The following is a 21,909-nucleotide window of genomic DNA, read 5'->3' on the forward strand; positions in this document are numbered from 1 at the left end:
GCATCTGGTGCCTGGAGAGGTTGTAGACGATGTTGGAAGCTTATCGAATTCATGTAGAAGAACGCGCCAAACTGGGCATTCCTCCGCTGCCGCTGGATGCAGAGCAAACGTCTCAACTCTGTGACCTGCTGCAACATCCGCCCGCTGGCGAAGAAGAGTTTTTGCTGCATCTGCTGCGCGATCGCGTTCCCCCCGGGGTGGATCAGGCGGCTTATGTGAAGGCGGGGTTCTTGACGGCGATCGCCCAAGGCAGTCTCTCTAGCCCCCTCATCTCTCCCAAGGAAGCAGTGGAACTGCTGGGCACCATGATGGGCGGCTACAACGTGAATTCCCTCATCGAACTGCTGAAGTCGGAGAATGCGGAACTGGCAGAAACGGCGGCGATCGCCCTCAGCAAGATTCTCCTCGTCTACGATGCCTATCACGATATTGATGAATTAGCTAAATCGGGCAACCCCTACGCCAAGCAAGTCATGGAATCCTGGGCCAGTGCTGAATGGTTCACCAGCCGACCAGAACTGCCTGAGGCCATCACCGTCACCGTCTTCAAAGTAGCTGGCGAAACCAACACCGACGACCTCTCTCCCGCACCCCACGCCACCACCCGGCCCGATATTCCGCTCCATGCCACCGTCATGCTCGAAAGCCGCATGGAAGACCCCATCGGCACCATTGCCAAGCTCAAGGAGAAAGGGCATCCCGTTGCGTATGTGGGCGATGTGGTGGGAACTGGATCCTCCCGGAAGTCCGCCACGAACTCGGTGCTGTGGCACATGGGCGAGGATATTCCCTTCGTCCCCAACAAGCGCACTGGCGGATTCTGCCTGGGTGGCAAAATTGCGCCCATCTTCTTCAACACCATGGAAGATTCGGGGGCACTGCCCATCGAGTGCGATGTCACCCGTATGGAAACCGGGGACGTCATCACCATCTATCCCTACAAGGGCGAAATCACCAACGAATCGGGCGAAGTCATTTCTACCTTCAGCCTCAAGCCCGACACCATTCTGGATGAGGTGCGTGCGGGAGGCCGCATTCCCCTGCTGATTGGCCGCACGCTCACGGATAAGGTGCGCGCAGCCATGGGTCTTGAGCCCAGCCCTGTTTTCACCCGTCCGCAAATGCCCGCCGACAGTGGCAAGGGTTTCACCCTGGCGCAAAAGATGGTGGGCAAAGCCTGCGGTCTTCCCGGTGTGCGGCCCGGTACTTACTGCGAGCCCATGATGACTACCGTTGGCTCGCAGGATACGACTGGCCCCATGACCCGCGACGAGCTGAAGGAATTGGCCTGTCTCGGCTTCGGGGCCGACTTGGTGATGCAGAGCTTCTGCCATACCGCCGCCTATCCCAAGCCGGTGGATATCAAAACTCATCATGACCTGCCGGACTTTATTAATCAGCGGGGCGGTGTTTCCCTGCGTCCGGGCGATGGCATCATCCACTCCTGGCTGAACCGCATGCTGATGCCGGATACGGTAGGCACAGGCGGCGACTCCCACACGCGCTTCCCCCTGGGAATTTCCTTCCCTGCTGGCTCTGGCCTGGTGGCCTTTGCAGCAGCCCTTGGTGTCATGCCGTTGGATATGCCGGAGTCGGTGCTGGTGCGTTTCAAGGGCAAATTGCAACCGGGTGTGACGCTGCGGGATATTGTAAACGCCATTCCCTATGTCGCCATTCAGCAGGGCAAACTCACGGTTGCCAAGGAAAACAAGCAAAACATCTATTCCGGCAAGATTATTGAAATGGAGGGACTGCCCGACCTGAAGCTGGAGCAGGCCTTTGAACTGACGGATGCTACCGCAGAGCGATCGGCGGCGGGCTGCACCATCAAGCTCAGCGTCGATACCGTTGCGGAATATCTGCGCTCGAACGTTGCCCTGCTGAAGAATATGGTGGCGCGAGGCTATGGCGATGCGCGTACCATTCTGCGGCGGGTGGCCAAGATGGAAGAGTGGCTGGCCAACCCTTCACTAATGGAGGCCGACGCGGATGCCGAGTACGCCGATGTGATTGAGGTGGATCTGGATCAGATCACTCAACCTCTGGTGGCGGCACCGAATGATCCAGACAACATCAAGCTGATGTCGGAGTGTGCGGGCGACCCGGTGCATGAGGTGTTTATTGGCTCCTGCATGACCAACATTGGCCACTACCGCGCCGCAGCAAAAGTGCTGGAAGGAGCAGGTCAAGCCAAGGCTCGCCTGTGGATTTGTCCGCCGACCCGGATGGATGAGAAGATGCTGCGGGATGAAGGCTACTACAGCATTTTTGCGGCTTCGGGTGCGCGGTTGGAAATGCCCGGTTGTTCGCTATGTATGGGCAACCAGGCCCGTGTGGCAGATGGCACCACGGTGTTCTCCACCTCAACCCGCAACTTCAACAACCGCATGGGTAAGGGAGCGCAGGTGTACCTTGGCTCAGCGGAACTAGCGGCAGTCTGTGCATTGCTGGGCAAAATTCCCACGGTGGAAGAGTACCTGGCGGTGATGGCCGATCGCGTCAATCCCTTTGAGGCTGAACTGTACCGCTACCTCAACTTTGACCAGATCGTTGGCTTTGAGGATGAGGGCCGTGTAATTCCCCTGGAAGAAATGCCCCGCATTGAGGACATTTTGGGCATGCCCACCGCCAGCGCTCGCTAGTTAACGGTAAAACTGAGCCTGCTACAACAATGGCTTGTGGGCTTGACTCACGAGCCATTGTTGTATAGCCGTATGAATTCTAAATAGTTGCGATAAGATGCGTGGCAACTCCAAGTTGGAGCTTTGTAAAAATGGCAAACCGAAAACGAAAGTGGATTTACGCGCCATCCAAAGCGAAACAGCCCAAGCCAAAGGTGCCAGAACCGACCAAAGCACTCATTCAGCAGCAATTTGATGAATTAATTGAGTCGTGTTACAAACCCAGGTACCTGAATCCGCCGAGACCCGATTCATCCTTTTCCTCTCTTACGGATATTTTTGGTAAGTGGTACCGCAACTATTTCTACATTTGCGGCATGCATACCAGGTCTGAGGATGACGAATCATCTCAGACTCAGGAGTTCCGGTTTGCTCGCTATGAATACGTTGGGCCGGATCAATTCAATATCGCCTACATGCGGCATACAGGGCAGTGGTGGCAAATTGGGAGCGATCGCACCCTAGAACAATGTCTACATGAAGCAAGAATCAACGAAATCCTGCATCCCTTCAGCCTATAGATTAAAGACCTCACAGGCTTCACCGTGGATCGATAACGCGCTCAGCTTTAGGTGAAATAGTCAAATGTGGGCGTGGGACTTTGTCCAGGCTGTTCGGCTGAGTTGGGCGATCGCCAGTGAGTTCCCCCACCTCGACGGCGCTCGGGAAACTCATCCCGACGCTCACCAGCATTCGCAATATTGAGGCTAGCGGTATAGGGCAATGCAATGCCTAGCAAGGCCGTGAGAACGAGCATCGTCAACGCACAAGGCGACAGAGAAAACTGAATTAAAAGCGATTTCATAGACATTGTTGACGATAAGCGGGTTGCAGTAATACACGTAGGCATTGCAGCGACAGAGTGCAATTGAAGCAGAACTACCAAAACATGCACGACTCAAGCGCGGCGGACTAGGTAAGGAAACGTACCTTTATATACCGGGGGTGATCGTCCAAACAACTGAGCTTTGAGCAAGAAAGCTGCTTGTCATTAGGTTGTCCTAATGGGGGAAAAGGACTACCTGGGGCAGGCTGCTGCCAGTAGAGAGGGTGCAACGGCTAGCAGGAATTTCAGGGGATGCGAATTTGGCCTGTTTTATTTTTTACATACATACAGAAAGCTCTAGTAGGGTACTTGGGCTTCTTTATACAAGTCTTAACTTTTGGTATTGTTTTTATGTGGTGATAGTTTTTTGGATAGCAGAGTTATCCATTCGAGGAACGCTAACGGCAAATTCTACTGAAGTTTGCAACCCTCAATTTGGGCCAAACAATTTGCTCTAATGAACGCAGCAACTCCTTAATGAAGGCGGTCGGTTATGAATAGTTTGCGAAAGCTAGCGATCGCACCATCCATCTTCGAACTCAAAATCAGAATGGCCACGCAAAATTCAGTATATTTGCGGAAAGCTTGACACAGCAGTCATTGTAACGGCTGCGCTTGAAGCTGCAACAGAGAGGTTCCACAGCTGAATTCGTACCAGCTATAGAGTCAATCTTGGCTTTGATGTTGTTGGGTAGAGCATCTTAGCTAGAAGAATGAAAAGAGCTTTCAACGGAGTTAGGGTATGAATTGAAACAGTAGAAACTCTTATTTTTGTACTGTTTCATCTTCATTCAAATAAGAACTAAACCGTCATCGAAAGATCTGTATTTCTGTAGGAATGATTCCTCAAAGTTGAAAGGCAAACAGAATTGCAGACTCCGATTGAGCCTATCAACAGCATGATTTAAAGAACGTCAGTATGGTTCGTAACGTTCAATGGATCTCCGTGAGTTGTTGTATGCAGTGCCACACAACAATTCACGCCTTCAAAAATGCATTGATGTAAGAAGTCCAATAATTCACGTAGGCAACCTAATCGGCCACAGCCATCGGTGGATGCTGTGCCAACACTCGCTTCAGGTATTGCCCCGTATACGAGCCCTCGACCTCGGCAACCGTTTCAGGAGTTCCTTTCGCAATGATTTGACCACCGCGATCGCCCCCCTCCGGCCCCAAATCAATAATCCAGTCCGCACAGCGAATCACATCCAAATTGTGTTCAATGACCAGAATGGAATTTCCCATATCTGCCAACCGCTGCAACACATCAAGCAGCTTATGCACGTCATAGAACGACAGCCCCGTCGTTGGCTCATCGATCAGATACAAAGTCTTGCCCGTCGCCCGCCGCGACAACTCCGTTGCCAGCTTTAACCGCTGTGCCTCACCCCCCGAAAGCGTCGGAGCCGTCTGCCCCAGCCGCACATAACCCAAGCCCACATCCACCATCGTTTGCAGCTTCGCCGCTGCCTTAGGAATGTTGATGAAGAACTCCAGCGCTTCCTCTGCTGTCATGTTCAAAACATCAGAAATGGATTTTCCCTTGTACTTCACCTGCAAGGTTTCTCGGTTGTAGCGTGCGCCTTTGCACACCTCACACTGCACATACACATCCGGCAGGAAGTTCATTTCAATCACGTTTACGCCCTGGCCACCACAGGCTTCGCAGCGGCCACCTTTCACGTTAAAGGAGAACTGCCCCGCCTTATAGCCTCGCGCCTTTGCCTCAATCGTCTCGGCAAACAAATCGCGGATGACATCAAACACGCCCGTATAAGTTGCCGGATTTGAGCGAGGCGTGCGACCAATGGGCGACTGATCAATCACAATCGCCTTATCCAACACATTCAATCCCGTCATTTCCCCCAACTCTTTGGGGAACGGCACCTTGTGACCAAAGTGATGCTGCAATGCCGGGTAGAGCAACTCGTTTACCAGAGTCGATTTCCCCGAACCAGACACCCCCGTAATGCAAACAAACTTGCCCAGGGGAATTTCTACCGTCAGATCTTGCAGATTATTGCGGCAAGCATGAAGTAAGCGAATGGCACAACCGTTTCCCTCTCGCCGAGCCAGTGGCGTGTGAATGACCCGGCGACCCGACAGGTAGGCTCCGGTTAAGGATGTTTCGGCCTCCAGTAGGTCATCGAACCCACCCTGCATGACAATGTTGCCTCCGTGAACGCCCGCACCGGGGCCAATATCCACTAGGTAATCTGCGGCGCGAATGGTATCTTCGTCGTGCTCTACCACAATCAGCGTGTTGCCCAAATCGCGGAGACGAGTCAGGGTGGCCAGCAGGCGATCGTTATCTCGCTGGTGCAGACCGATGCTGGGTTCATCCAGCACGTACAGCACGCCCGTCAAGCCGGAGCCGATCTGCGTCGCCAGCCGAATCCGCTGCGCTTCCCCACCGGAGAGCGTCATAGCGGTTCGGTGCAAGGTCAGGTAGTCCAGTCCCACATCCAGCAAAAATTGCAGACGTGCCTTAATTTCCTTGAGTGCCAAATCTCCAATTTGCGCCTGCCGAGGCGATAGCTCCATGGCATTGACTCGATCCAAGCACTCGCGAATGGAAACCCCGGTCAGGTCGTGGATGCGAAACTGGCCTAACCGCACGGCTAGGGCTTCGGGCTTGAGGCGATCGCCCTTGCACACCTCACAGGCTTGATCCACCAAATACTGCTCTAGCTTTTGCTTGTAGGTGTCGGAGCTGGCCTCGCGATATTGCCGATCCAGCATGGGCAACACCCCTTCGTATTTGCGGTGGTAGCCCTTATTTTCGCGATAGCGGGAATCCGATTCGATGTAGATTTTTTCCTCGGAGCCATGCAGAATCACATGCTGCTGATCGGGGGTAAGCTTTTCCCACGGGGTTTGCAGCTCGAAGCCAAACGCCTGCCCCACACTGTACAGCAGCGAAAAGTAGTAGGTGTTGTCTTTGTCGGACCACGGGGCGATCGCCGCATAGACCGGAAGTTTTGGATCGGGCACCACCAAATCGGGCGAAAAGGTGCGCAAACTGCCCAAACCATGGCAATGAGGACAGGCACCGTAGGGCGAATTGAAGGAGAACAATCGGGGCGATAGCTCCTCCATCACCGCGCCATGCTCAGGACACGCAAAGTTTTCCGAGAAGATGAGATCCATCTCTTTCTTCTTCTCGTCCGTCTCTTCTTTACTGCCATAGCGTCCGGCAGGTTCCGCCGCCATGTGGGGCAGCACCGCCAGCTGCAAATCGGGATTGGTGGGAAACTGCACCACGTTATCGGTTTCGGGCAGGGTGGCGTTGATGATGGCAATCCCTTCCGATCGCTTCAAGCAGGTGGACAGCGAATCCACGAGCCGCTCCTCAATACCCTCTTTTTTGACCAGCCGATCCACCACGATCTCCACATCGTGGAACTGGTTTTTGTCGAGTTCAATGTTGTCGGTGAGTTCGCGCACTTCCCCATCCACCCGCACCCGCACAAAGCCCTCTGCTGCCAAGCCCGACAGCAGCTTCTTGTGGGTGCCCTTTTTGCCGCGCACCACCGGAGCCAGAATTTGGAAGCGGGTGCGATCGGGCAGAGTCATGATTTTGTCCACCATTTCGTCGATGCTCTGGGGAACGATGGAGCGATCGCAAATGGGACAGTGGGGTTTACCGGCGCGGCCATACAGCAAACGCAGGTAGTCGTAAATTTCGGTAACGGTGCCGACAGTGGAGCGGGGGTTGTGGGAGGTGGATTTTTGGTCGATGGAGATGGCGGGACTCAAACCCTCGATCGCATCCACATCGGGCTTATCCACCTGGCCCAAAAATTGCCGCGCATAGGCACTGAGGGATTCCACATAGCGGCGCTGTCCCTCGGCAAAGATGGTGTCGAATGCTAGCGAGGATTTGCCAGAGCCGGATACACCCGTAAACACGATCAGCTTGTCGCGGGGAATCTCTAGATCCACATTTTTAAGATTGTGCTGACGTGCACCCCGAATGCGGATGCAGTTTTCGGGGTCGATGGCGATCGCTTTTCCCGCCGATTTTGATTTGCGCTTGGAACCAACCGATTTGCCATTGCCGTTCGCAGCAGACGATGGCAGCGCATCGCTCAGCGAAACGTCGGGATTGGATGTGGCTTTGCGGGAGCGGGGTGGCATAACGGGCGATCGCCAGGTCAGTAACACATCTTAACGATTGTAACGTTAAACCCAAGAGTCCAGACAGAATCTAAGGTTCTGCCCTTGTGGGTTCCACGCAGCTCAGTTGCAGGCAGGCTTTGTGAACCCGCAAACCGCCTGAGCCAACAGACTTCATGGACACTTTACATACTGGCCCGTGTTTCGTGCGTAAAACCCGAACCCAGGCATGATGCAATAGACAGGGCAATGGCGATCCAACAGAGCGATTGCGCAGGGTAATCGCGGCCTTTGTGCAGGGTTGGCCTGCTCACCGCGATGAGCGATCGCACAGAACTGCATCTACCAAACACACCAGATGCACCAAAGCATTCATCTGCCCTTTAGAGGACATCTGAAAAGTGCCGGAAGCTCCGTGTATTGCCCTCACCCCTTGTGTTCCCCTCTCCCAAACTTGGGCGAGGGGAAAGGGTTTGCAGCTCCCCTTCTCCCAAAATTGGGAGAAGGGGCTGGGGGATGAGGGCTATTTTTTGACTGCTCAGACATCCTCTTAGTTTACTGTGAATCCACCAATATTAGTACAAGTGTTTTGCCAAGTGCTTTGTATGGAGTTTTGCATCTGGAGCATGTTTTCTGGCCGAGATGAAACCCTGAGTAACGAACCATTCAACCATTTGGGAATTTGGTTTTTCTCAGAATCATGACAGTTGCATCAGTTGTATTGCAAGGATAGTGAAGGATGAGACGATTATTTTATGTGGCGCTCAGCGTCATCACCTGTGGGCTAATGTTGTTAGGGCAACTGATGGGTGCAGAACGCAGCCTCGCTGACGATGGCTACCCGCCGTATTTGGGGGATGCATCGATTGAAACGCTTAACAATATTCGCCGCACGATCGAGGCCAGTCGTCAGGCTCAAGCAGCGATCGCCTATGGCAGCTCGGTCATTAGCGCTACAACTTCCATGGATGCTGGAGAGGCCGGAGCCGCGATCGCCGTCTGTGCCATCACGCCCGAAAATTGCTCCCTCGATCCATCGTTGCAGGCCGAGGCGATCGAAGGCATTAGCGACATTGTGCAAGGTCGCGTTGGCCACCACATTGACTCACGCATCATTGATGGTGACCCGCTGTTTGGCAGTTCCCCCATGAATGACCAGGAACGAGACTTTTGGGAAACCATGCGCGACGCGTTGGAAAATCCCGAAGATTTTGCCGATTTGATGCGGGGCAGTGGGGCCAGCCACGGCGACCCACACATCGTCACCTACGATGGGTTGCGCTACGGCTTTCAAACGGTGGGTGAGTTCATTCTGACGCGCTCGGTGGATAACCTGTTTGAGGTGCAGGCGCGGCAGTCTCGCTTTCCGGGTCGGGATCTGTCGCTGAACACAGGGGTGGCGATCAAAGTGGGGGGCGATCGCATCACCTTCTACACGCAAAACTTTCCCGATGGCAACACCAGCACGCCTTTGCGAGTGAATGGAACACCTGTCACCCTGACGGATGATGAGCTGCGGCTACCGACGGGCGGCAACGTTCGGCGCATTAGCCCCACGCGCTATGTGGTCGCGGGGCCGGGAACCGAGGAAGTGACCGTGGCGATCGCACCTCGTGAGGAATTCCCGTTCCTGAATGTGGTGGTGGATGTGCCCAAAACCACGCCCGATCTGGCGCTGTACACCGGCATTTGGGGTAATTTTGATGGGCGTGCTCAGGATGATTTGCAAACGCGCAATGGTCGGGTGATTGAACCCCAATCCACCTATGGCGATGTGAGCAATGTGCTGTCGAGCGTGCTACCCCGCTCGATTCCGCTGCGAGAGGCCGAAACGCTCTACTTTGAGCAAATGCACCGGGAGTTTGGGGATAGCTGGCGTATTAGTCAGGCAGAATCGCTGTTTGACTATGCACCGGGGCAAACAACAGCAACGTTTACGCTACGGGGATTCCCCAGTTCGTTCCTGTCGTTGCGATCGCTCACTCCCACCCAACTGCGCGGTGCTGAGCAGGTTTGCCGCGATCAACAGGTTGACCCGTTGTTCCTGGAAGGCTGCATCTTTGATGTTGGTGTGACCCAAGATTCTAGCTTTGCCCAGGCCGTAGGCAATTTGGTGCTGAACCGAGTCACCGATCGGGTACTGGATGAGGTGCAAGATCGCATCCCGGTTCCCATTCCCGGTGGTCGCCCCAGAATCCGCCTTCCTTTTTAGTCGGGTTCGTTTAGACATCTTAGAAGGGGAATGATTTGATTTATTTTCACCCTGTTTGGGCGATGTGCCGTGAGTAATGCCGCGACACACCGCCCAATTTTGTCAGTTTTGAAATCTCTTCGTCGCATTAAAATTTAAGGCACAGCACCAAACATGACGTGTACGTAACCCTTCAGCCGCAATAAAATTCAGTTCGCCTTCTACACCCATGAGTGAAACCGATATTCTGACCCGAATTGCCCGTGTCATTAATCCATCGGAGCCAGTGCCACCCGGCGATCCGACCTATGTGGATTGTGACGATGAGCGCGGCGATACCAACGTGATTGACGACTTGGGTGTCGAAATCTTGCGAGGAGAGGATCGCACCTGCCAGCTTTACTCCGGGCACCGAGGTGCGGGCAAATCGACGGAGTTGCTGCGGCTGAAGCAACATTTAGAAGAAAATGGCTGCTTTGTGGTCTATTTTGCCGCTGTGGGTGAAACAGAGGATGTCGATCCAGAAGATGCTGAGTATACCGACATCTTGTTTTCCTGCACTCGGCATTTGCTCACTCAGCTAAAGTTGGCCGATGCGAACCCCGTTATTGGTTGGTTTAGAGAACGATGGCAGCGCTTGCATGAACTCGGCCTAACCAGAATTGAAGTGCAGGATTTGAATGTCGAGGTTGGAATTCAGGAAATTACCAATCTGAGTACGACGATTCGAGCTGTACCGTCAGAACGGACGAAGATCCGAAACCTGGTCAATCCAGATACCCCATCGCTTATCCAAGCCCTCAACGATTTCATCGAAGACGGAAAGCGGAAACTGCCTGCGGGTAAGACCAAGCTGGTGATGATTGCCGATAACCTGGATCGGATTGTGCCTGTATACCGCGACGATGGACGCAGTAACCATGACGAAATTTTTATTGAACGCAGTGGCCAATTGCGCGGGCTAAAGTGTCATTTGATCTACACCATTCCTGTTTCGATGGTGCATTCCAACCGATCCAGCGATTTGCAATCCGTCTATGCGTGCAATCCGCGCCTATTGCCCATGGTGATGGTGCGAAACCCAGATGGCACCATTCATAAGTCTGGTTTGGCGCGAATGAAGCAGCTCATTTTGCAACGCATTCAAACAGTGCTGCCGGATGCCGCGTTAGAAGAAGGGATTTTTGAGTCTGCCGAGGCTCTGGAAAAACTTTGCCTGATGAGCGGCGGCCACATGCGCGAGTTGTTTCTGCTCATGAAAGAAGCCATAAACCGCAGTGACAAGTTGCCAATTTCTAACCGGGCTGTGCAACGAGCCATTACAGAAACTCGTGCCACCTACCGCCCCGTGCCGCAGCACAACGAATGGCATCTACTGGCCAAGGTTGCTCATACCCACCGCATTGAAAACGACTCGGCGTATCGCAATCTCATGTTTCGGCGGTGCATCCTAGAATATCGGTATCTGGATGATGAGGATGAGTTGTGTCCGTGGTACGACGTGCATCCCTTGCTGAGAGGAGTGCAGGAATTTAAGGATGCGATCGCCCAACTCCTTCAAGATATTGAAAAAGAGCAGAAACCTGGCGATGACTAAAGCGGTAATTGACTGGGATAGTGACCTGCCACCCGAACCGGAAGAAGAATACCAGGCGTTGCAACGAGCGATTCGCCGCAACCAGGGGTTTGGGCTGCTGTTTGTGCAATGTTCCCCATCTATGGGAGCGCATATTATCGGGCGGTTAAGGGAAGACGTGCCACAGAAGCGCATGGCAACTCTGGAGTTTACAGAAACCATCCTAGACGGCAACCTCTACCGGGAAGTCAAAGCCTTTTTGGCACAGCAGAGTGCAGTTGATGTGCTGTTTATTCAGGGGCTAGAGCACTCGCTGTATGCCTACGAAGACACGAAGAGACATTTGGGCTGGACAGAAAAGGAGGTGCGCTCCTATAGCTGGAAGGGTGTTCCACCCGTGATGGTGAACCTGAACCAACAGCGCGAAAACTTTCGCGACAGCTTCCAAAACACTTGCTTTGTCTTTCTCATTCCGCCATTTGCTAAAAACTATTTAATCCATCGCGCTCCAGACTTTTTTGACTGGCGATCGGGCATCTTTGAATTGCCCGTTGACAAAGCTGATCTGCAAATTCGCTCGCTGTCCGCGTATGGAAACTACGACGAATACCTCAAGCTTACCCCTGCTGAACGAGTTCAAAAGTTGGCAGAGTTGCGCAACCTGATTGATGACCCAAACCAGACTATAGACCGCAAAGCAGGTCTGCTATTTGAGCAAGGCAATGTCTTTGCTGCCAATAAGGACTATGAGGAAGCGATCGCCGCCTATGACCAAGCCCTTACTCTCCAACCCGGCGACCACGAAGCGCTCAACAATAAAGGGAGTGCGCTGTTTAACTTAGGACGGTATGAGGAGGCGATCGCCGCTTATGACCAAGCCCTTGCCATCCAACCCGACGACCACGACGCGCTCTACAACAAAGGGATTGCGCTGAGTGACTTAGGACGCTATGAGGAGGCGATCGCCGCCTATGACCACGCCCTCGCCATTCAACCCGACGACCACGAAGCGCTCAACAACAAAGGGATTGCGCTGAGGAACTTAGGACGCTATGAAGAGGCGATCGCCGCCTATGACCACGCCCTCAACATCAAACCCGACAAACACGAAGCGCTCATCAACAAAGGGATTGCGCTAAGGAACTTAGGACGCTATCAGGAGGCGATCGTTGCTTACGACAAAGCACTTGCCATCAACCCGGCTTATGGAAGCCCCTGGTATAACAAAGCGTGTTGCTACGGGTTGCAGGGCAAAGTAGAGCCAGCCGTTGAAGCTTTGAGCCGAGCAATTGAACTGAATTCCAGATATCAAGAAAAAGCAAAGACGGATTCAGGTTTTGATGCCATTCGGAATGATGCTCGCTTTCAAGCATTGCTCATAGATTCCGCACAAAATTCGGATTGAGCGAGCTGAACTGGGAAGGATAGAGGAGAACCGCGACACACCCCTACCTCCATCCATTCAGGTACTTCCCCATGCAGTACACCTCCCCCCGGTTTGTCCTTGCCGTGTTTTGTAGCGTGAGTGCCCTGTTGCTGGGAAGCTGTAGCATTAGCTTTGGCCTCCGCCAGCGCGTCCTTTCCCAACGCGAATGCATCGAGTGCGATCTCAAAGGCATCGACTTCTCTAGCGAAGATCTGTCTGGCGTCAGCCTCGTCTACTCCGATCTTAGCGGAGCCAACTTCAGCAACGCCAACCTCACCGGAGCCAAGCTCAGCAGTCCGCCTTCCCTGTTTGGCAGCGGCACCACCCGCCTCACCGGAGCCAACCTCAGCAACGCCAACCTCACCGACACCACCTTTGAAGGCAGCGTGCTAGAAGGCGCAAACCTGACCGGAGCCAACCTCACCAACGCAAATCTGCTGTCCGCCAACCTCAACGGGGCCATTTTGCGCAATGCCACCTTCAGCGGGGCCAGAATCGGCGATCCCCGTCGCGTTTCCATGATGGGAGCCGACCTCAGCGGCACCAACTTGAGCAACCTGGATCTGAGTCAACTATTGCTAAAGGATGCCAATCTAACAGGAGCCAATCTGCAAGGGGCAAAGCTGCGCTATGCCGGAATGTACAACGCTAACTTGACCGGAGCGAACCTGAACGGCACCGACTTTACCGGAGCTACGCTAGGGCGAGCCAATCTAACCAATGCCAGCCTTAACACCGCCATCATTTGTGAAACAACCTTGCCCAGCGGCGAATACTCGTTTCGCGACTGTCCCGAAAAAAGCCCCTGGTGAGCTAGCTATGCCTGAAGGCATAAATTTGCCTCAAAGGGAAGATGGGATCAGGAGCCGACAAGGGGCGATCGCTTTTCATCAGCCCAACATGCTGTCGCAGCGGGTAGAACTGCAAATGTCTCAAATTGTATCATCTCGGTTGCGGCTCTTTGGAAACAGTACGAAAGTGTTAAAGTAGAGTCTGAGATTAAGTAATTCGGTTGCAGTGGTTTTTTCTGGTATTGACGAGTTTTTCGCGTTTTTTATTGGCGGCCTTCTCTCCGAAATCTCACTCTCTGCACTTTTCTGATTTTGGAGACAATCTATGTCGATTTACGTTGGTAACCTGTCCTACGAGGTTACGGATGAAGACCTGAGCGCAGTATTTGCAGAATACGGCTCGGTCAAGCGGGTTCAATTGCCCACCGATCGCGAAACTGGCCGCATGCGCGGTTTTGGCTTCGTAGAGATGTCTTCTGATGCTGAAGAGAACGCCGCCATTGAAGCTCTCGACGGAGCCGAGTGGATGGGTCGTGATCTGAAGGTCAACAAGGCCAAGCCTCGTGAAGAGCGGGGTGGTGGTTCTTTTGGTGGCAATCGTCGCAGTGGCGGCGGTGGCGGTGGCTATTCTCGCCGTTTCTAAGCTTCGTTGGTTTGCATTCAAGCTTTGCAATGGATTGAACATGGGATTTCTTCTACAGGGCTGGGCTTAAGCCTGTAAACCCAGGCATATTGATGAGTCCTGAGAAATCCGTATCGTCACTTTCGTTCGGTTTGATTTAGATTTGGGGCACTGCACGTTTGTGTGGTGCCCCAAATCCTTTAAAGAGGGCAATATTATTGCGTGAGGCTGTAGTGCTTGGAGGGAGGAGTATTGGCGATCGCTTCTGCAGCAACACTCCTGTTCGGGGAACTTCCCCCCGCAAGGTAGGCGAAAGGGTGCGGATTGGGGTATCTACCCAAACTCTGGAACCTACTCCCTACTCCCTAACTCCTAGCCCCTCTCTTCCCACTACTCCACATAAGCAACAGTCACTCCCGTGCCGCCGTCGGCTTGCTCGGCGGGTTCGAAGCGAGAAATTTGAGGATGTTGCTTGAGAAAGTCGTGAACCCCTTGCTTGAGCTTGCCAGTGCCGTGACCGTGGATGATCCAGATGGGGCCTGCGGGAGCGCTGGCGATCGCCCGATCGAGTGTGATTTCGGCATCGGCGACTCGGTTGCCCCGCAGGTCGATAGTGTTGCGGGAGGTGCGAACGGCGGGTGCCTGGTTTACGGGGGTTGCGTCTGCATCAGCGGATTTGTCCGCTTTGCCAGAGTCGCGGGAGGCTTTGGGACTACCGGAGTCGGCGGGCTTTTTGGTGACAACTTCGGCCTTTTCGCCTTGGAGCGACTCCACATCGCTAAGGGAAATCGTCATTTTCATCAGGCCAAAGCGCACCATCAGTTCGCCAGCATCATCTGGGTTGGTGAGCACTTCGGCGGTTTGTCCCAGGCGAGGAATGCGGACGCGATCGCCAACTTTAGGATGAAATCCGGGCTTGGGTTTGGGCGGCTGCTTGCGAGAAGGAAGGGCACGTTGGGCGATCGCCTGAATGGATTCCGTAGCGTGTTGGGCATCTTGAGCGGTGGCAGGGCCGCGCTGCAGCCGTCGGATCACTCCGGCAATGTCGCCTTTAGCTTGTGAAATTGCTCGCTGAATTTCCACTTCTTGCTGCTGCTTCAGCTCTTGTTCCCGCTGCCGCAACATATCCGACTTGCGAGAAATTTCGCGGTGGAGCTGCTCGGCCTGCCGCAGCAACTCTTCAGCCGCCTGGTTTTTCTGCTCCTGCTGGCGGCGCTGGCTCTCTAACCCGGCAATCACCTGATTCACATCCTGCGATGCCTCGACTCCAATGTGCGATCGCGCCGAGTCGATAATGGCCGGATTTAACCCCAACCGCTGAGCAATGGTGAGGGCATTGGAGCGACCAGGAATGCCCCACAGCAAACGATAGGTTGGAGCCAGCTGCACATCGTCAAATTCCACCGACGCATTCTCAAACCGCTCATCCTCATACTTCAGCGCTTTCAGTTCGCCAAAGTGGGTCGTGGCAATCGTGAGCAGGGCGTGATCGGCTAAATATCGCAACAGGGCGATCGCCAATGCGCTTCCCTCCGTTGGGTCTGTACCTGCGCCCACCTCATCTAATAGAACAAGAGCCGGGGCGATCGCGTTGGGAGCCACAGATAGAGCTTGGAAGTCTGGCAGCGCGTCTTGCTCTGCACCTTCCAGCTCAGATGGGGGTGATGCCGTTTCTAGCTCTGGCACAAGCGCCGAAAGAATGCGCCCAATGCGTCGAATGTGGCCAGAAAAAGTAGATAGGCTTTGCTGCAACGACTGCTCATCACCAATATCGGCCAGCACTTGATCAAACCAGGGCAGCTCTACAGGTTCGCGTGCAGGCACAAACAAGCCGACCTTCGCCATCAAAGCAGCTAATCCCAGTGTTTTTAGCGTGACGGTTTTGCCACCTGTGTTGGGGCCGGTGATGGCGACCACGCGAATGTGGGGCTGAATGATCAAATCTGTTGGGATCACCGAGGTTCCCTGTTCGTGCTGCTGCTGCCATACCAGCAGAGGGTGACGCAACTGCCGCAGGACAATCGGTTCTGGCTGTGGCGCTTCGGGGCTGGACGAGACAAATCGAGGCGGATTGGCCCCCAACCATAGGGAATAACGAGCCCGAGCAGTCGCCAAATCGAGCGTGGTGGCGATCGCCAACAGCTCTTCCAAATCGGGCAAAACTTCTGCGACCTGCTCCGTTAGGGCACGCCGAACCGCCTCTTCCTCAGCTTGTTCCTGGCGCACTAATTGGCGAAGTTGGTTCCCCAAGCTCACGATCGCATGAGGTTCTACGTAGAGCGTGGCACCACTGGTGGACACATCATGCACAATGCCGGGAATTGCATCCTTTTGCGGGGCTTTGACCGGAATCACAAAGCGATCGCCCCGCTGAGTGATCAGCGATTCTTGAATGGCGTTGCTGTGGCGTTGCATCAATCGCTGCAGTGTTTGCTGAATGCGATCGCGCTGGCTGCGCAACTGCTCGCGAATGCCACCCAGCTTTGCACTGGCCCGATCGTCAACTTGAGCCCGCTCATCAATACAGCGATGAATTTCTTGCTCTAATTCGGGATAAGTGCGCAGATCGCCAACCAACTCCTGCAAGGTTGGCACATCTTCTTGATTATCAATGACCCGGCGCAGGTTGCGGGCTCCCGACAAAGTCGTGGCGATCGCCAGCAGTTCCTCTCCACTCAGCAACCCGTGCAGCCCTGCCCGATCCAGCGCATTGCCAATATCCTGAATGCCGTCAAAGCTCAGACCACCCGGCAGCCTATTTTCTAGTAGATAGACTTCTTCAGTTTGGGCTAACAGCGCCAAGCTGTCTTCCAGTCTTTCGGGAATGGGCATATCCCGCAGGGCAGTCATTCCCAGCTTCGTAGCCGCAAAGGTAGCCACATGCTGACACAAGCGCGGCCATTCCAATAGGTTTAGGGTTTCGGTCTGAATGGAATCGAAGATAGTCAACGTCAGTACGAGCCGTTTTGTTCATCAACAGTAAGTAATGGATGCCAGCACCCATTCATCCATTATTACGTTTGTTTCGGCTTGGCGTAAGGCCAGCGCATCAGGTTCCATCTCACCAAAGTTGGCAATTCGTTGCAAAAGTCAACATCTTAACTTCCAAAATTAAAGTTTACGTAAATCTACGGGTAAGGCAATTCTTTTTTTAGAGCATAAGTTTTACCCTAAACACCTAATCATTTTTGCATTTACCCCCCAAGGTGCAGAAAAAAATGAAGATTCATCTATCCGAAGAATCAATTTTTGACAGTTCCTTTAAAGAATATGACCGTAGTTCTACGGAGATTACTTTTTCAGGGATTCGGCAGTATGTGCACTATCGGTTGAACCAATGGCGCACCCACAATCGCCAACCGCAACAGCCCGCTAGCCTAGATCCAATCCCCTGTACTGAAGAGATTGCACCTTCCCCTTCAAGGCAGGTCTAAAACTTTATCTCTTGCTCTGTGCGCAGCAGTCGTTTTGCCATCCTTCCGTGAGATATGTGCCGTAGCGATATAGGCAGTAGCTCGTCGGTACTGGATACACCACGGCTGGCGATCGCGTGCGGACATTAGTTTCATCACGCCCATTTAGGTTTGGCCCAGCGTGTAGCGTTCCGTAAACCGCGTTGGGCAGGCATTTCATCTTCCTGTTGCCATCGATGCACACTCGCATCACCGATATCCCTTTTTTAAAACGTGTCATCCTAAGCTCTCTATGAAAAACTCCCAATCTGAAGCATCGATTTTTGATAGTTCAACAGAAGCGTATCTTTACAGCCAGCAAGAACCTCAGTTTACGGGTGTGCGCCAATATGTACGGCACCATGTCCAGCAGTTACTCAGCGGCGATCGCTCCTCGTCAGTTGAGTTTTCCATAGAGAGCACATCCATCCATGATGCGACTAGCCCATCCAAACAGTCCTAATGGATGTCAAGCTGGCGTTGGCGTTGGCTTCCACTCACGTGTTGATCTGGAATGTTGGTTGATTCAAGGCTGAGTTCACACCTGCTTCCTTCGCCACATCTCAGCAAATTTCAGCAAGACTTACGCAGTTGAATGATTTTTCGGATGACGTGCGTAAGTCCTATTCAATTCACAGAATTTTGGGATTGATGACTGCGTGTTGCCTCCGCCAACCATCAATCCCTTTTGGCATGCTAAAAATAGCGCTGGGTTTCCTGCCACATCAGTAGGCTCACATCAGGAAGCCCACACTGGTCAGATCACATCAATAGGCCATCTGTACGCACGGCTTTTGGAAACATGAATCGTTGCGCGGCAGGGTTGCGTCATGATTCGTGCAGAAGGTCTCATCCCCGGACTCGCTGGTGGAATGCTCTGATACTGGGATTACGCGCGATCGCACAGGGAGCAAGATCGACAAGCGCACAAACTCACGTACTATAAGTTCGTTAACATTCGTTCATAGAGTTATCGCAATCCCCACAAGTCGCTTGCTAAAGATTCAGTAAATTCCCCCCTTCTGTTCATTCGGTTCACAAAAGCTGCATGAAGGTCGCGATACATTAGGAGCACTTTTTAGCAATCTCACTTTTTTTGACACAGGGAGCCTCGTCATGTCCCAGCCCATCGTGTATTTGGATTGTCATGCTACGACTCCGGTTGATGAGCGCGTGTTAGAAGCCATGTTGCCCTACTTTCGGGAGCATTTTGGCAATGCGGCTAGCAAAACCCATCCTTATGGTTGGGCCGCCGAGGCCGCAGTCAACCTGTCGCGTGAAACCTTGGCGATCGCCATCAATGCAGAACCTGAAGAACTCGTATTTACCAGTGGTGCCACCGAGTCCAACAATCTAGCGATCAAGGGTGTTGCAGAATCTTACTTTTCCAAAGGTCGACACATTATTACGGCTGAAACCGAACATAATGCCGTGCTCGATACCTGCAAATACTTGGAATCTTTGGGTTTTGAGGTGACCTATTTACCCGTGCAGGCCGATGGTTTGGTTGATTTGAGTGAATTAGAAAAATCAATTCGTAGCGATACGGTCTTGGTCTCGATCATGGCGGCCAACAATGAAACAGGGGTCGTGCAGCCCTTGGCCAAAATTGGCGCGCTGTGTCACGAGCGGGGCGTGCTGTTCCATACCGATGCAGCCCAAGCGATCGGCAAAATTCCCCTAGATGTGCAGGCCATGCACATTGATCTGATGTCGCTCACTGCTCACAAAATTTACGGCCCAAAGGGGGTTGGGGCACTGTATGTGCGGCGCAAAAATCCTCGGGTGCTGGTGGCTCCCCAACTCCACGGTGGTGGTCATGAGCGAGGGATGCGATCGGGCACTCTATACACTCCGCAAATTGTAGGATTTGCCAAAGCGGTGGAACTTGCCCTGGCCGAGCGAGAAACGGAAGCGCGGCGCATTGGCCAACTGCGCGATCGCCTGTGGGCAACGTTATTGATGGCAGGCGGCATCCACCTCAACGGACACCCAACTCAACGGCTGTACAGCAACCTCAACATCAGCATCGATGGGGTAGATGGACAGGCTTTGGCAATTGCTCTGCGGCAATTTGTTGCGGTATCGTCGGGCTCGGCCTGTAGTTCCTCCAAAACCGCTCCCTCCCATGTACTCAAAGCACTGGGGCTATCGGATGAGTTGGCCTATGCCTCGGTACGGTTTGGGATTGGCCGCTTCAACACGGAAGATGAAATTGAGTGGGTTGGGCAGCAGGTCATCGAAACCATTCGGGCTCTACGCAGCGTTCCGGTGGCAGCTCGCTAATTGTTTCAACACGTCAGTTTCGGTTAAGGGCTTTTCTGAGGTTTTCGCGGCGCGAAAACCTCAGAAAAGCCCATTTTTGCGTGCGCGTTGCGCACGCAAAAATGGGCACTTCAGCTTATCCATAACTCACGTTTTCAACAGCTCCAAAAGAGAGTGCGCCCCTCATCATCGCGATCGGGGGCGCTTTCTTGTGAAACGGGGCTCACGCTCCGTATTTGTAATGAATGTCCGGCATGTCGCGCCCGACATCCATCCCGGCACTATCGAGCCATTTGACTAATGGCGTTGCGGTAGCCGCGTCCGTTGCCCTGCTGGCGATACAGTTCCGCTGCCCGCATCAGGTCTTGCCGTGCCCCAGCGCGATCGCCCACAGCTTGCCGAGCCACCCCCCGGTTAAAGAAGGCATCGGCATCAAAGGGGTTCAGCTCTACCGCACGGTTATAGTCTTGAATTGCGCCGTAGGAATCGCCAATGGTGGTGCGCAGTGCTCCCCGGGTCGATAGCGCATCCGCATCGGATGGATTGTTGAACAACACTTGCGTGAGATCCTGTGCGGCACCGAACGCATCGCCCTGAGTTAGGCGCACATCGGCGCGGGCTTGCAATGCCTCTTCCAGGTCAGGCTGTAATGCCAGCGCCCGATCGTATTCCACAACTGCATTAATCACATCCCCCGACATGCGATACACATCGCCTTTGGCCTTGTAGGCGATCGCATTGGAGGGCTCTAGACCGATTGCCCGATCAAGATCTTGAATGGCTCGCTCATAGTCTCCAGCTCGACCTCGCACCAGACCCCGATTGACATAAGCCAGATAGTATTCAGGATTGAGTTCGATCGCCCGAGTCAGGTCTTCGAAGGCAGGCTCCAAGTCATTGAGCAAAGATGCCACATACCCTCGGCTAAAGTAGGCGATCGCCGTTGGGTCATTGCGCACAGCATCATTAAAATCAAGCAGCGCCGCCTCGGTGTTATTCAACACAAAGTGAACACTACCCCGGTTTAGAAATGCGGCTCCATATTTGGACTGAGAGCGAATCGCACTGGAAAAATCGGCCAGTGCGGCCTCATATTCCCCTCGCTCAGCCCGAATGGCACCCCGATGCACATAGGGTTCTGCATAGTCAGACTGAAGGGCGATCGCCTGATTGAATTGAGCTTCTGCCCGATTGATATTCCCTTGCGACTCATACACAACCCCCAGCAGGAAAGCAGCCTGCGCATTGTTGGGTAGGTACTGAGCGGCTAACTGCAAGTCCGACTCTGCAACCACATAGTTGCGAAATTGCAGATACAGCGCCCCCCGGTTCAAATAGGCTTCACCATAATCGGGTTTTAGGTTAATGGCCTCGGTAAAGCTGGCGAGGGCTTGTCCCGTATCCCCCAGCGTGTTGTACACATACCCACGGGAAACATAGGCTGGGGCATAGTCGGGATAAATGATCAAAACTTCTTCGAGGAAGATCAGCGCCGATTCATATTCCTGCTGACTAATCAGCCGTTGCGCATCGGAATATAACCGAGTGACGTACTCATCGGTAATGGGCATTTCGGCGGCCGCGTCCGGCTCAGCAGCCGTAGGGTTGGCTTGGTTGGTGGGTGTCATAGGCACCACTTCAACGGGTACCGTTGTTTCGGTGGCTGGAGCAGGGCTGGCAGCAGGAGTAACAGGCGGCGGCGGCAGGAACTCTGCTTCGGGCAGTGAATTTTGGGCTAGGGCGGGTGCTCCTGCGATAGAGGCGATCGCCCCCATTGTTGCGATGAACTTAGACACATGAACCATAGCTATCCTTAATAACCCCACAAAATTCGGAAGGCTGCACCGAATCACCAACACAGGATGCCCACCATCGCCCAAAATCTTACAGCAGTTTCATCAGAATGAACCATCGTTCTTTTAGGGTAGAAGCCACACCCAGCTTTGTTCTTGTATCTATC

General features: G+C 53.5%; 16 protein-coding genes. 11 read left to right on the plus strand and 5 right to left on the minus strand.

Annotation, left to right across the window (positions count from 1 at the left end):
- Positions 1 to 29: 29 nt before the first annotated feature.
- Together acnB and ACQ4M4_RS06505 are read left to right on the plus strand one after the other, a co-directional pair.
- A complete protein-coding gene (acnB, locus tag ACQ4M4_RS06500) occupies positions 30 to 2,642 on the plus strand; it encodes a bifunctional aconitate hydratase 2/2-methylisocitrate dehydratase (protein ID WP_430683665.1) in 2,613 nt (870 codons plus the stop codon).
- Positions 2,643 to 2,773: 131 nt separating this feature from the next.
- The gene (locus ACQ4M4_RS06505) at positions 2,774 to 3,202 is read left to right on the plus strand and encodes a hypothetical protein (RefSeq protein WP_430683666.1); all 429 of its coding nucleotides are present in this window, start codon (positions 2,774 to 2,776) and stop codon (positions 3,200 to 3,202) included.
- Between the two features lie 47 nt (positions 3,203 to 3,249).
- On the opposite strand, the gene ACQ4M4_RS06510 is transcribed toward ACQ4M4_RS06505, so the two are convergent.
- Positions 3,250 to 3,486, minus strand: coding sequence for a hypothetical protein (locus tag ACQ4M4_RS06510; RefSeq protein ID WP_430683667.1), 237 nt, complete (start codon positions 3,484 to 3,486; stop codon positions 3,250 to 3,252).
- Positions 3,487 to 4,539: 1,053 nt separating this feature from the next.
- Positions 4,540 to 7,674, minus strand: a complete 3,135-nt coding sequence (gene uvrA, locus ACQ4M4_RS06515) for an excinuclease ABC subunit UvrA (RefSeq protein WP_430683668.1) — start codon at positions 7,672 to 7,674, stop codon at positions 4,540 to 4,542.
- A 691-nt stretch (positions 7,675 to 8,365) separates the two neighbouring features.
- Here uvrA and ACQ4M4_RS06520 point away from each other — a divergent pair.
- The 6 genes from ACQ4M4_RS06520 to ACQ4M4_RS06545 all read left to right on the plus strand — a co-directional run bounded on the left by ACQ4M4_RS06520 (position 8,366) and on the right by ACQ4M4_RS06545 (position 14,253).
- Complete coding sequence (locus ACQ4M4_RS06520; protein WP_430683669.1) at positions 8,366 to 9,838, plus strand: VWD domain-containing protein; 1,473 nt, start codon at positions 8,366 to 8,368, stop codon at positions 9,836 to 9,838.
- A 208-nt stretch (positions 9,839 to 10,046) separates the two neighbouring features.
- The gene (locus tag ACQ4M4_RS06525; RefSeq protein WP_430683670.1) at positions 10,047 to 11,414 is read left to right on the plus strand and encodes an ATP-binding protein; all 1,368 of its coding nucleotides are present in this window, start codon (positions 10,047 to 10,049) and stop codon (positions 11,412 to 11,414) included.
- Positions 11,407 to 12,798, plus strand: coding sequence for a tetratricopeptide repeat protein (locus ACQ4M4_RS06530; RefSeq protein WP_430683671.1), 1,392 nt, complete (start codon positions 11,407 to 11,409; stop codon positions 12,796 to 12,798). Before ACQ4M4_RS06525 ends, ACQ4M4_RS06530 begins: the two co-directional genes overlap by 8 nt.
- Before the next feature lie 71 nt (positions 12,799 to 12,869).
- Positions 12,870 to 13,631, plus strand: a complete 762-nt coding sequence (locus ACQ4M4_RS06535; protein WP_430683672.1) for a pentapeptide repeat-containing protein — start codon at positions 12,870 to 12,872, stop codon at positions 13,629 to 13,631.
- Between the two features lie 7 nt (positions 13,632 to 13,638).
- Positions 13,639 to 13,809: a hypothetical protein gene (locus ACQ4M4_RS06540; protein WP_430683673.1), complete on the plus strand. Its 171-nt coding sequence runs from the start codon at positions 13,639 to 13,641 to the stop codon at positions 13,807 to 13,809.
- Positions 13,810 to 13,935: 126 nt separating this feature from the next.
- Positions 13,936 to 14,253 carry an RNA recognition motif domain-containing protein gene (locus ACQ4M4_RS06545; RefSeq protein ID WP_430683674.1) on the plus strand — a complete coding sequence of 106 codons (318 nt, stop codon included), beginning with the start codon at positions 13,936 to 13,938 and terminating at the stop codon, positions 14,251 to 14,253.
- 369 nt (positions 14,254 to 14,622) lie between these two features.
- On the opposite strand, the gene ACQ4M4_RS06550 is transcribed toward ACQ4M4_RS06545, so the two are convergent.
- Positions 14,623 to 17,181 carry an endonuclease MutS2 gene (locus ACQ4M4_RS06550; protein WP_430683675.1) on the minus strand — a complete coding sequence of 853 codons (2,559 nt, stop codon included), beginning with the start codon at positions 17,179 to 17,181 and terminating at the stop codon, positions 14,623 to 14,625.
- Positions 17,182 to 17,450: 269 nt separating this feature from the next.
- On the opposite strand from ACQ4M4_RS06550, the gene ACQ4M4_RS06555 reads away from it, so the two are divergent.
- Positions 17,451 to 17,666 carry a hypothetical protein gene (locus ACQ4M4_RS06555; protein ID WP_430683676.1) on the plus strand — a complete coding sequence of 72 codons (216 nt, stop codon included), beginning with the start codon at positions 17,451 to 17,453 and terminating at the stop codon, positions 17,664 to 17,666.
- Positions 17,667 to 17,670: 4 nt separating this feature from the next.
- Here the strand turns inward: ACQ4M4_RS06555 and ACQ4M4_RS06560 are convergent, their stop codons facing one another.
- Entirely contained in the window at positions 17,671 to 17,925 is a 255-nt protein-coding gene (locus ACQ4M4_RS06560) for a hypothetical protein (RefSeq protein WP_430683677.1), read from the minus strand.
- 12 nt (positions 17,926 to 17,937) lie between these two features.
- On the opposite strand from ACQ4M4_RS06560, the gene ACQ4M4_RS06565 reads away from it, so the two are divergent.
- Both ACQ4M4_RS06565 and ACQ4M4_RS06570 read left to right on the plus strand, forming a co-directional pair.
- Positions 17,938 to 18,147, plus strand: a complete 210-nt coding sequence (locus ACQ4M4_RS06565; protein ID WP_430683678.1) for a hypothetical protein — start codon at positions 17,938 to 17,940, stop codon at positions 18,145 to 18,147.
- A gap of 653 nt (positions 18,148 to 18,800) precedes the next feature.
- On the plus strand, positions 18,801 to 19,970 hold the full coding sequence (locus ACQ4M4_RS06570; RefSeq protein ID WP_430683679.1) for a cysteine desulfurase family protein: 1,170 nt from the start codon (positions 18,801 to 18,803) through the stop codon (positions 19,968 to 19,970).
- A gap of 260 nt (positions 19,971 to 20,230) precedes the next feature.
- Here ACQ4M4_RS06570 and ACQ4M4_RS06575 read toward each other — a convergent pair whose 3' ends face one another.
- Positions 20,231 to 21,745, minus strand: a complete 1,515-nt coding sequence (locus tag ACQ4M4_RS06575; RefSeq protein ID WP_430683680.1) for a tetratricopeptide repeat protein — start codon at positions 21,743 to 21,745, stop codon at positions 20,231 to 20,233.
- Positions 21,746 to 21,909 lie beyond the last annotated feature (164 nt).

It is taken from the genome of Leptolyngbya sp. AN02str (assembly GCF_050565595.1).
Lineage (GTDB): Bacteria > Cyanobacteriota > Cyanobacteriia > Elainellales > Elainellaceae > Kaiparowitsia.